Raw genomic sequence first — 12,421 nt, 5'->3', positions numbered from 1 at the left:
AAATTCAACCATCTCGACTTATTACAAACCTATGTTTACCCCAACAGTAAACGATTGGGCATCTGGGAAATCTCCCGGATTATTTTCAGGGTTATATGACTTGTACTTTGTAGAAGTCCATAAATTGGTCCCGGTAAAATAAACTCTCAGACTATTCAAATAAGCTCTAGAAAGTACTGTTTTTGGTAAGTTATAGCCGAGAGATAAGGTTCTAAGTCTAAAATAAGAAGCATCAGTTATATTTAGTACCCCGATATTTGCAGGAGCCGTATTAAAGTTTGGTCTCGGATAAGAATTGGATGGACGTTCTGGTGTCCAATAATCAACTTTTATACCGTTTCTCACAGACTGGAAAGTTCCACCCTGATTAAAATCGCTTAAATATGGATTCCGTTTTGTTGCCCCTTTCACAAAATAGAAATCGGCAAGGAAATCTATACCTTTATAATTGAGAGTAGAAGCAAAAGACCCAAACCAGTCTGGCTGTGTTCTGATTTTTACTTTATCCAAATCGTTGATTATTCCATCTCCATTTACATCCTTTACTCTGATAGCGCCGGCAACTAATGACGCAGGAGTTTGAAAATTCTGAGTTTTTGCTTGGGGAGATGACTTAGCTTCTTCATCTGTTTGGAAAATACCGTCAAATACATGAGAATAAATAATATTTATAGGGCTTCCGATAAATCGATTATTATTTTCGTCATCTCTTGGTCTTCCATTTTCGTCTACTAATCCCGTTTTTACAATCTGGTTCTTGTTTTTTGCAAAAGTTGCGTTAATATTCCATTTAAAATCCTGATTTCTAACTACCGCATAATTTAGCAATAGTTCAATACCGCTGTTTTTAGACTCACCACCGTTCGCAATAGTACTCGTAAATCCTGTAAGAGAATTCACAGGTACAGTTAATAATAAATCTGTGGTGTTTGTAGAATAATAGTCAACTGAGCCGGTTAGTCTATTTTGGATTAAGCCAAAATCTAAACCTGTGTTAAAAGTTGTCGATGTTTCCCAGGTTATACCAGGATTTGGTAATTGACTGCCTGGTAAACTTCCACCATAAACATTTCCATTAAACACATAATTGTGAATATTTACTAATCCCAAAGTTTGGTAAGGGCTTAATGCCTGATTTCCCACTGATCCGTAAGTAACCCTTAATTTCAATTCGTTAATGGCTTTAACATTTTTCAGGAAACTTTCCTCATGAGCTTTCCAGGCAAAGGCTGCAGCTGGAAAAAATGCCCACTTATCGTTTTGAGAGAAAACTGACGCGCCGTCTTGTCTGGCTGTGAATGTAAATAGATATCTGTCTAATAAGCTATATCTAACCCTTCCCATGTAAGATAATAATCTTCTTCTATCCTCAGCTCTTGTGGTTTTGAAATTTAAAGCACTACTAATGCCATCATATCCCAATAAATCATTTGGAAAATTATTAGCAGTAGTTGTTGTTAAAGAGTTATCGATTTGATTGATGGATTGAACAGCAGTAATATCAAACTGATGGATGCTATTTATATTTAGATTATAGTTTAAGATATTTTCTACAAGATATTCCTGTCTTTTCAAATCGGAAACAACGGCTTTACCATTTACAGAGCCTTTCCCTTCTTCGTGTAAACGTGTCCTGTAGGCACCTTCGTCTACATTCCTGTTACTGAAAAGTGTATTGATTTTGTAACTTAAATTGTCAAGAATTTTATAATTACCAACAACGTTAATGTTATAGAAATTTGATTTTACATCGTTTGATGATTCCCTGATACTCCACAATGGATTGATTGTACTGCTGCTTGCATTTACTCCTGCAACATTATTTACCAAATTTCCATTAAGATCATATGGCCCTGTAAATGGGCTTATAGTAATAAAATCTAATCCTGTGGTTTCCTTGCTCTGTTTATCGGTAACAGTATTCAGATTGGCCTCTATACTTGCTCTTTGATTTATTTTGTGATTCAGGTTCAACCTGAAATTACCTCTTTTGTAACCAGAAGAAGGTATTAATCCAGATTGATCAAAATAATTTAAACTAGAAAACACTTTGGTGTTTGCGCTTCCGCCATTTAAACTTACAGTGCTGCTGCTTATTTTTCCATGTCTTAAAACTGCGTCTTCCCAGTTTGCGAAATTACCAGCTGCATAGTTTAAATACTCTGGCGCTGTAGCTCCACCAAAATTATCCGCGTCATTAGGTAGATAATTCCCGGAATTATTTGTACGTTTTGCTTCTCTTCTGAATTGTGCGAATTCCTCCGGACTATACAAATCGAAGTTTTTTGTTAGTTTTTGATCCGTAAAGTAAGTGCTGGCATTAACGTTTGTTCGCCCTTCTACCCCTTTTTTACTGGTTATCAGGATAACACCATTAGATGCTCTGGCCCCATAAATTGCCTGCGAAGAAGCGTCTTTTAAAATTTCCAGGGAAGCAATATCATCAGGATTTACATCATTTATATTTTCGATAGGAAATCCGTCTAAAACTACCAACGGGGAGTTGCTTCCAGTAATGGATCTTTGTCCGCGAATTAATATATTGGATGTCCCACCAGGTCTGGCTGATCCTAGAGTAACGGAAACTCCAGCAGCTTGTCCTCTAATCATTTCAGATATATTAGTAGTAGGGATGGAAGTTGCTGTATTGACGTTAATTGTAGAGACAGCTCCCGAAACATCACTTCTTTTTTGCGTACCATATCCTACAACAACAACTTCACTAAGAGCCTGACTGTCGCTATTTAAAGTTACATTGACAGTTGTTTGTCCGGCAATATCAATTTCTCGCTTCAGAAAACCGATATAAGAGAATGTTAAAGCAGAAGCACCTTCCGGTATCACGATTTCATAATTTCCGTCTACATTGGTGACAGATCCCGAAGTTGTTCCCTTAACTTGTACCGCTACACCTGGAAGAGGCTGTCCGGTTTCATCTACCACTTTACCTTTTACAGTTCTAACCTGGCGTACGGATTTTAAATCATTGATATTCTCTTTTGAGTATAATATTACTTTATCTCCATGAACCTTATAATCTATCCCTAAAGGCTTTATGGTGTTATTTAAAAAAGATTTCAACGATTCGTTGTCTAAATGAGAATCCATTTTTCTACTCGCGTCGATTGCGGTTGGGCTGTAGATAAATTCTATTTTGTACTTATCGCTGATATTCTTTAAAGTGTTTTTTATGGAGCTGTTTTGCAAAGCAACGCTGATTTTTGAGTCGAGCACAGCTTGCCCAATTGCTGGTTCTGCAATACTTACTGTATTAAAGGCAGTTAGTAGTATAAATTGTGCAAAAGAAATTCTCATCACAGTCTTTAAATAGACAATAATTGGCTTTTTTTTCATACTTTTAATTTTTGTTCGTTTTACATAATTCGAGCATTTATATACCGGCAGTGTACTAGACTGCCGGTTTCCTTTCTTAGTATCTGTATCGTTTTTACATAAGCTATTTTGTTTAAAAATTGATAAATAATTTATCGGCAACCATTGCCACTTATATATATATTGGTGTGCTTTACACTATATTTTGCACCTATCGAAGTGCAAAGCAGGTCTAGCTTTTTAAACAGGTCTTCATCATTCAGATTCCCAGTAAAAGTACAACTGCTTAGATTTTGATTATCCAATTCAATATTCAGCCCATACACTTGCTCCAGCTTACCAACAACATTTTCTAAAGGAGTATCCGAAAATGAAAAGGATACCTCACCGGAAGCATGTTCCATATCCTTAGCCATTGGTTTTGGTGAAGAGACTATACCTTCGGTGAACTTATTTTGGTTACTATCAAAGGCTAATTTCTTGTTTGGAGTAAGAACATATTTTGTATTGTTTTTTCTCTCAAAAAGCGTATTATTTTCTTCAACCCAAACCTTGCCACTTACTACTTCTATATAGTTTTGTGCTGGATCATTTTCTGATTGCACTAAAAAGCTTGTTCCAACTACATGAATTGTATTATGGTAATTATGAACTACAAATGGCTTCTCTTTATTTTTTGCGACCTGAAAAAAAGCCTTACCTTTTAAATAAACTTCCCGCTTTTTCTCTGAAAACGATTTGGAATAGGTAATACTTGATTTAGGGTATAATTGAATAAAAGTTCCGTCTACCAGTTTAACTTCTTCTATTTCTTGATTATTATTAATCATAGAAACTTTATCGTTGTCAAATGTATAGGTTAAAGGAACTAACTGTGTGGAATTGTAATAAAAAAGAGCGGCAATTAGTAAAGACGCGGCGATAGCTATCTTATAGAATTTGAAAGTTCTTACTTTGGGTTTTTCGATCTTGATAGCATTATCAATTGTAGTCCATAATTTATTGTCTATCTCGGCGGAATTTAGATCTTCCAATTTAACAGAGGAAACATGAAGGTTATTGTACCACTCTTCAATTAGCTTCTCCTCCTCATCGGTACATTTCCCGTCCAGATATCGCTTTAGCAGCTCTTTATATGCTTCGGTACTCATTATCTATCCTTTTGTAATAGATAAGTAAGCTAAGAGACCCTAATCCCTAAAAAAAATTATAAAAAAATAAAAAATTGAAATTGCGTAATCTTTCAGGAAACGTCTTAAAGACTTTAAAGATTGGGTAATATGGTACTCTACAGCTTTTTCACTGATATTATAGCTTTTTGCAATTTCTTTATTTGTTAAAAGCTCAAATCTGCTCAGTCTGAAAATATCCTGGGTTTTAGTTGGTAGGTTAGAAATTCCGATTTCTATTCTTGAGTTTAACTCTTTAAGGTTATAAACAGATTCTATAGAATCTAATTCGGTTTCGTTTCTTTGTTTGTATAACTTATACTTTTCTTTTACTAATTGGTTTTTGATATGGTTTATCACGCCATAGCGTATCGATGCAGAAAGATATGCTTTTAAATTCTCAATATTTTTAGAATGGCGATTTTCCCATAAGTCTATAAAAATATTCTGTACAATTTCCTCGGCTGTTTCTGCTTCTTTAACTTTTTGCAACGCCAATGCAAATAATCTACGCCAGTTTTGGTTATAAATCTCTTTAAAAGCAAGTTCATCGTTGTTTTTCAAACGGTATAGAAGTTCACGCTCTAAATTGATTATTTCCGACATGGTGAAATAGGCTTATATCCAAATATAAATAAATATTCGATTTCAAAAAAGTCGAGATCTACCGGTTCAATGTAACCATACTCGCAATATAAAAAAGCATACTTAATAGATGTTAAGTATGCTTTAATCTTTTATTATGAATGCCAGTTTCTTCGCTAGCTGTTAAAATTCCTGATTTTTATATTCAGGTTAGCTTCCAGATCCTTTACTTTATCGATGTCGTTTGGAGCTATAAAAATCAATGAAAGCCCTTTTCTTCCTCCCCTGGCAGTCCTCCCACTCCTATGCGTATAATATTCCATCTGGTCCGGAAGGTCATAATGGATTACATAATTCAGGTTTTGCACATCAATTCCCCTGGCCGAGATATCGGTAGCAATAAGTATGGGTAATCTTTCCGATTTAAAGGCCCTCATTACTTTTTCACGGTCACGTTGTCCCATATCACCATGGATGGCTTCAACTTTGAAATTCCTTGCATAAAGCTGTTTGGATAGCAATTCGGCATTTTTCTTCGTTCTACAGAATACAATTCCTCTTGCTTTAGAATTCTCTTTCAGAAAACGCGAAAGTAAATCTAATTTATCCTTCAGATCGACCACCATATATTTATGATCGATATTTTCATTAACAAGCTGCTCTTTACGAATTTCCACTTTAAAAGGCTCATCCATATAGCTTTTTATAATATCATCTAAAGCAGCAGGTATGGTTGCAGAAAAGAGCCAGGTATATCTTTGCCCGTTTGTATATTCCAGAATCTTGTCGATATCCTTTTTAAATCCCATACTCAGCATTTCATCGGCTTCATCCAGAATAATGGTTTTCACATGATCCAGATTTATGGCTTTTCTTTCTAATAGATCTATTAACCTGCCAGGAGTTGCAACAACGATATGTGTGGGGCGTTTTAACCTTCCGATTTGGATATCTATTTTTTCGCCGCCATAAACTGCTTCAGTAAATATTTTCTTATCAGAATATTTCGTAAACTTGAAAAGTTGCTTTGCAATCTGTTGTCCCAATTCGCGTGTTGGACAAAGAATTAGCACCTGAATTACCTTTGAATTTGCATCAATTTGCTCCAGAACAGGTAATCCGAATGCAGCCGTCTTTCCTGTTCCGGTTTGCGCCTGTCCAATAAAATCCTTTCCTTCTTTAAGCAAATACGGAATTGCCAGTTTCTGGATTTCAGTTGGTTTTATAATATTATTCTCTTCCAGAGCCTGAATAAATTGCTCCGATATTCCTAAATCTCTAAATGTATTAGCCAAATCGTCTTTTTTTTTGCGAATATACGGAAGCTATTTTAATACATATTCAATTCCGCCCTCTAAGTGCTTCATAAAAAGAGGGTCCGAAAAGCACTCATCACGATGACCTAATCCTGTATAAAAAGATTTTCCGCCATCGAATTTATGATACCAGGCGATAGGATGATTTCCATTCATTGTTCCGCCTGTATAACTGCTTTCGTCCAAAGCCAATAAAACTTTCACCTCAGGATTTAAATCCTTAAAGTTATACCACTCATCGGTATAACGAAATTCTTTATCTAAAAAACTGGTTGATTGATGTTTATTGTCAATTACCTTAATCGTTGCTTCCTGTATTTTTGGATGATTTGTGAAGAATGCACCTACCAGTTTTCCATACCACTCCCATTCAAAGCAGAAGTCGGTAGCAGCATGAATTCCGACAAAACCTCCCCCTTTGTTAATATATTTTTTAAAGGCGCTTTTTTGCGAATCTGTAAAAACATTAGTTCCCGTAGGGTTTAAAAAAATAAGCGCATTATATTTTTTTAGATTATCGTCAGAAAAATCGTTGGGATTTTCAGAGAAATCAATTTGATAACCCTTTTGTTTAGCCCATTTGGTCAAACTTTCCTTACCTGGTTCTATACTTTTATGTCTGTATTTCTGAGTGTAGGAAAAAACCAACAGGTTTTTAGGTTTTCTCTGGAGAGCAAAACCAGAAACACATAACAGTGTTAGAAAGGATAAGATTAATATTGATTTTTTTTTCATATCTGATAATCAGCTTGTAAAGGTTATTCAATTATTTAAGTATTCATTTTCGATAACTAATTTATAAATTAATGGTGCAAAGTGAAATTTTGATTTAGAAAATGTTGAAACCGCTGGACGATTTTAGAGACTTCTTATATACTCAGTATTTTTCCGATGGTATAAAAATCACAATCGGGGTTCTTTTACCGTCCTTGGTTTTTTTTCAACTTGGCCATGTCGAGATTGGGATGACCTTGTCCATCGGTGCAGTATGTTCCAGTGTTGTAGACACTCCCGGGCCGTGGACACATCGTAGAAATGCGATGCTGATTACAAACTTATTAGTTTGTTTTATAGCCTTTTTGACATCTTTAATTAATACAAATCTTTATATAACTGCACTAGAGGTTTTGATATTTGGCTTCATCTTTTCCATGTTTGCGGTATACGGAGTGAGGGCATCATCAGTTGGAAGTTCTGCACTGCTGATTATGATTTTCAACCTCGCTCCTCAGCATACTTCTCTTTCGTATCTGGAACACGCTTTACTCCTGATTGCTGGTGGAATCTGGTATTTCCTGCTTAGTATGGTGTTTTTTGCTATCCGCCCACACCGCTATGCCCAACAGACATTGGGAGAATGTGTAACCGAAATAGGAAAATACATGCGATTGAGGGCAAACCTGTATGATAACAATTTTGATATAGATGAAACCTTTAAACAGCTTGTAGATAAGCAGGTTATAGTAAATAATTTGCAGGATAACGTACGTGAAATTCTTTTTAAAACAAGAGAGTTGGTGAAGGATTCTACTCCGATGGGGCGTATGTTGATTGTGGTTTTCGCCGACATGGTTGACCTTTTCGAACAGACTATGGCATCCCACAACGACTATGAAATCATTAGAAAAAGGTATAAGGACGATAATATACTAAACGACTTTTCTTTTCTGATCAAAAGAATGTCCCTGGAAATAGAATATATAGGTTCCTGTCTCATTCATTCTACAGTACCCAAAAAACATATTGTAACTGCAGAAGATCTGGATCAATTAATACGTAAAGTAAATTTACTGGAACAGAAGGGAGTTCAGGTGCTCTTGCTGAAGAAGATCTTTATCAACATAAGACATATCCATAACAGATTGGATGTTATATACAGTTATTTTACGGAAAAAGACTTAAAGAATCACAGTGCTTTTTCTTCCGATTACGAAAAGTTCGTCAATCGACAGAATTTCGAATTTAAACTATTTAAAAACAATCTGAACCTGGAGTCTGGGCATTTCAGATATGCTTTACGTTTTTCTATAGTAGCATTTATCGGATATATTATAGGTCAGTCCTTACCCGATCTTGTAGGTTCGAAAGTCCCGCTCGGAAATCACGGCTATTGGGTGGTTTTAACTATTATGGTTATTCTAAAGCCAGGTTTTAGTGTTACCAAGACAAGAAACTACCAGCGTGTTGTTGGAACGATTATAGGTGGTATCACAGGAGGTTTAATATTATATCTTATTCCTAATCAGGATGTAAGATTTATTATCATGGTATTTTTTATGGTTATTTGTTACAGTACGCAAAGAGTGTATTACTTTATTAGCGTAGTTACCATGACTCCTTTTATACTTATCATGTTTAGCTTTTTAAGTACGTCCTCCAGTCAAAATATCATTTTAGAAAGAGTAATAGATACACTTATTGGCTCTGTAATAGCAATTGCGTCCAGTTATATCCTGTTCCCTAGCTGGGAATCTTTCCAGATAAAAAAATACATGGCAGATATGTTAAAGGCCAATAGTGAGTATCTGGATATCATTTACAGAAGATTGGCAGGAGAAAACATTAGCGTAACCAATTACAAATTGGCGAGAAAAAGTGTTTATGTAAATACAGCAAATCTGGCTGCCGCTTTTCAAAGAATGTTGAGTGAGCCTAAAAATAAGCAATCTAAAGGGACTGAAGTTCATAAGTTTGTGGTTCTAAGTCATGTTTTGTCTTCTTATCTCGCTAATCTGTCGATTGCTATTGATGAAACAGACCGTATTGTCTTTACTTCGGATCAGAAAAAGTTACTGAATAAAGCCAGTTATTACTTAAAACGATCTTATTCTATTATAAGTGACGAAGAGATTGTGAAATCTGATGATTCTGCTATTAAACCTTTGAGTATTGATATAGAAAAAACTAATGATGGACTTATTGCTGAACAACTTGAACTGATAACCAAAGTATCATCAGAGTTATATAAAGTTGTCGAGCAGCACCGCTAAAGTATATACTTTTCAAACATTTTTATTCGATGTTTTGTTAGTTATAAAAATACCTGCATTATGAAGAAATTATATACAGCGGTTGTTGCCGCTACTGGAGGTCGGGACGGACATGTTAAATCCAGTGATGGAATTATAGATTTAGAAATGCGAAAACCTGCCGAAATGGGAGGAAAATCGGGTTATGCTAATCCGGAATTATTATTTGCGGCAGCTTGGGGAAGCTGTTATTTAGGGGCGTTAGGGTCTGTAGGAAAGCGAGATGGCATAGATGTTAGCAATGCAACGGTTAATGTTTATATAAGTTTCAATGAAGAAAGTAGTTCAAGCTTTGTTCTATCTGCGGAGTTGCATGTCCATATACCAAATATGGAATTGGATAAAGCACAAAAAATGGCTGATGCTGCGCATAAAGGATGCCCTTATTCGAAGGCAACCAGAGGAAATATTGATGTAGTGGTTAAAGCAGTATAATATTATTTACGCTGGTAGATGACAAGTTACCAGCGTTCTTTTCAAGTTGAGAATTCCAATTATTATTTTCCTTTTTTAATCATCATGTTTCTGCAAGCAGGATAAGCTCAAGTCGGGCCCTTAGCTTGAGAATTTTAGCACTGAGACTCGAGCCAGTAATGAGATCTGTTATTACATAAAAGCCTCACTCCTTTGATCAACGGATTCATTCCGAAAGCATAAATATTCATTCCGAAGGCTTTCGGATTCATTCCGTTGAAGAAAAGATTCATTCCGAAGGTCTTCGGATTCATTCCGTCGAAGAAAAGATTCATTCCGAAGGCTTTCGGATTCACTCCGTTGAAGAAAAGATTCATTCCGAAGGCTTTCGGATTCAACTATTTTAACTTAAGAGAACGCAAAAACTTTGTTTTTTGAAAAATTAGAATAATCCGGAGTATTTTGGATAGCTCAAGCAACATCATCAAAAAAAGCCGATTTTAATAAATCAGCTTTTTTCTTCAAATTCATTCGGATTTAGAATTTCAAATTCGCTTCCTTTATTACATTCTGGATTCTTAACTCGATAGTTTCCAAATCCGCATAGCCTTTGGCTATCATAAAAAACTCCGTATCCTGAGTCTTGATAAAAGCTGCTGGATAACCTGTTACTTGCAACTGCCTGCTTAATGCGACATCATAATAAGCCAATTGCCTAAATTCTTCGTCATTAAGCTTATTAATAAACTCTTCTTCGGGAATATTATATTTTTTGATAATCGACCTGTATGTAGTGTCTTCATTTAAATCTAAACCATCGTAATTGAGTGCAAATTGCAAATCCGAAGCAAAAAGTACAGCTTCCTCTGGTAAATATGTTTTAAATACGGACAATGCGATAGACGGCTTTTCTGAACTCATAATCATCGTTCCCTGCTCAACTGCTCCATTTATAAAAGCATCGCCAAATTTCACTCCAGTGGTTTCTTCTACCCTTTTGTAAGAGCCTTTTATAATATCACGCATTTGCGATATTGGTGCTACCCTATCTCCTAAAATCATCCCTCCAGACAAAACCTGAAAATCAAACTTGTCTTTATATCTTTCGTAAATGGTTTTCATTACGGGACTAAATCCATAACACCATCCACAAATGGCATCGTATATATATATTATTGTGGGTTTTTCTAACACTTCAGACATAGTGCAAAGTTAAGAGAATGCTTTAAAACTTAGACAATATGTACGAATATGACCTTTAGTTGTCAATTAGGTCGGGTTAAAGTTGGGAACCAAAGTTTGGTTGGTTAGAAGTCGGAAGATCGAAGTCTGTGGTCTATATAGTACGCTAATGAAACTAAATATACTAATGAACTAACCGTGTACCATGAATCAATATTGAACATTAAAAATTAAAAATTAAAAATTAAACATTCAACATTAACTAATCCTTAAACCAGCCTTTTCTAATAAAGTAGATAATTTGGAAAATGGTGATGATAATCATCAATATCCAGACATAGACATAACCATTTGGCCAATAAAGCTCGGGCATATTTTTGTGCAACAATTTTCCGGTTACCGGATCCTGAATGGCGAAGTTCATTCCATATACACCTGCGATAAATGTGAGCGGAATGAAAATAGCGGAAATAACCGTCAATATTTTCATAACCTCGTTCATTTTGTTGTTGATGATGGTTAGATAAATATCCATCAAAGTAGTAGAAGTTTCCCGATACGTTTCCAACAAATCAATAATCTGGGTGTTATGATCAGCTACATCACGAATAAATACTTTTACTTCAGGTTCTATAAATTTGGAACCACTTTTCTGCAACTCGTTTAGCTTATCCTTTTCCGGCCACGCTATTCTTCTAATAGACAACATTAACTTCTTTATTTCCTGTATACGATACATGATCGATTTCTCTGCTTTATTATATAAAGAGTCTTCGACCAGATCCAGCTCGTCTCCCAACCTATTAATCAGATTAAAATTCTGGTCGGTAGCTATATCCATTATAGCATAAAGAAGATACGAAGGTCCTAAAGTGCGAATACTGGTTTGTTTTCTGTGAATTAAGCGGTTTCTAATTGGGTCCAGAATATCTTTATAATCTTCCTGAAAAGTTATCAGTGTATCTTCAGTCAGGATCATGGATAGCTGCTCGTTTCGAATATTTAAAGTTTCATCCAATTCCAGCATCCTGTTCACCACAAACAAATAGTTGTTAAATTCTTCGAATTTGGGCCTTTGGTGAGTATTTACAATATCCTCCATAACCAAAGCGTTAATTCCAAACTTTTCTTTAACGGAGTTTAAAACGTCCTGGGTGCCTATTCCCTGAATATCAATCCAGTAAAATTTTCTCGGATTCTTTGAGATAGCGGTATAAACATCTTGTATGGTGCCGAATTCTTTCTTAATGATGTTTTCGGCATCATATATATACAGATGAATCTTCGAGGTCAGCGCATTCTCTGTAACTACAAATATTCCCGGACTCTCTCCAGGAGTTCGCTTTTTTCTTTTTCTTGGAGTTTTATATCTGGGAATATTCGTTTTTTTCAT

10 protein-coding genes are annotated in these 12,421 nt (G+C 35.4%); 2 read left to right on the top strand and 8 right to left on the bottom strand.

The window, feature by feature from the left end; genetic code table 11:
• Nucleotides 1-21: 21 nt before the first annotated feature.
• From PEDSA_RS05270 to PEDSA_RS05250, 5 genes are all read right to left on the bottom strand, one after another.
• Nucleotides 22-3,354: a SusC/RagA family TonB-linked outer membrane protein gene (locus PEDSA_RS05270; protein WP_013632124.1), complete on the bottom strand. Its 3,333-nt coding sequence runs from the start codon at nt 3,352-3,354 to the stop codon at nt 22-24.
• Between the two features lie 131 nt (nt 3,355-3,485).
• Complete coding sequence (locus PEDSA_RS05265) at nt 3,486-4,484, bottom strand: FecR family protein (RefSeq protein WP_013632123.1); 999 nt, start codon at nt 4,482-4,484, stop codon at nt 3,486-3,488.
• Between the two features lie 39 nt (nt 4,485-4,523).
• The gene (locus PEDSA_RS05260; protein ID WP_013632122.1) at nt 4,524-5,108 is read right to left on the bottom strand and encodes an RNA polymerase sigma-70 factor; all 585 of its coding nucleotides are present in this window, start codon (nt 5,106-5,108) and stop codon (nt 4,524-4,526) included.
• 155 nt (nt 5,109-5,263) lie between these two features.
• The gene (locus PEDSA_RS05255) at nt 5,264-6,382 is read right to left on the bottom strand and encodes a DEAD/DEAH box helicase (protein ID WP_013632121.1); all 1,119 of its coding nucleotides are present in this window, start codon (nt 6,380-6,382) and stop codon (nt 5,264-5,266) included.
• A 30-nt stretch (nt 6,383-6,412) separates the two neighbouring features.
• Nucleotides 6,413-7,138, bottom strand: a complete 726-nt coding sequence (locus PEDSA_RS05250; protein ID WP_013632120.1) for a ThuA domain-containing protein — start codon at nt 7,136-7,138, stop codon at nt 6,413-6,415.
• Between the two features lie 101 nt (nt 7,139-7,239).
• Between PEDSA_RS05250 and PEDSA_RS05245 the strand changes: the two genes are divergently transcribed.
• Complete coding sequence (locus tag PEDSA_RS05245) at nt 7,240-9,393, top strand: FUSC family membrane protein (protein WP_013632119.1); 2,154 nt, start codon at nt 7,240-7,242, stop codon at nt 9,391-9,393.
• 60 nt (nt 9,394-9,453) lie between these two features.
• Nucleotides 9,454-9,867 carry an Ohr family peroxiredoxin gene (locus PEDSA_RS05240; RefSeq protein ID WP_013632118.1) on the top strand — a complete coding sequence of 138 codons (414 nt, stop codon included), beginning with the start codon at nt 9,454-9,456 and terminating at the stop codon, nt 9,865-9,867.
• A gap of 134 nt (nt 9,868-10,001) precedes the next feature.
• Here PEDSA_RS05240 and PEDSA_RS05235 read toward each other — a convergent pair whose 3' ends face one another.
• The 3 genes from PEDSA_RS05235 to corA form a co-directional block, all read right to left on the bottom strand.
• A complete protein-coding gene (locus PEDSA_RS05235) occupies nt 10,002-10,223 on the bottom strand; it encodes a hypothetical protein (protein WP_148233504.1) in 222 nt (73 codons plus the stop codon).
• 160 nt (nt 10,224-10,383) lie between these two features.
• A complete protein-coding gene (locus PEDSA_RS05230; RefSeq protein ID WP_013632116.1) occupies nt 10,384-11,049 on the bottom strand; it encodes a DsbA family protein in 666 nt (221 codons plus the stop codon).
• A 241-nt stretch (nt 11,050-11,290) separates the two neighbouring features.
• Nucleotides 11,291-12,421 (bottom strand): magnesium/cobalt transporter CorA, encoded by a 1,131-nt coding sequence (gene corA, locus PEDSA_RS05225; RefSeq protein ID WP_013632115.1) that lies wholly within the window; start codon nt 12,419-12,421, stop codon nt 11,291-11,293.

Origin of the sequence: Pseudopedobacter saltans DSM 12145 (genome assembly GCF_000190735.1) — a bacterium.
GTDB lineage: Bacteria > Bacteroidota > Bacteroidia > Sphingobacteriales > Sphingobacteriaceae > Pseudopedobacter > Pseudopedobacter saltans.
Note: the sequence above shows the minus strand (reverse complement) of the source record. Positions and strands in the feature narration are given on the sequence as shown.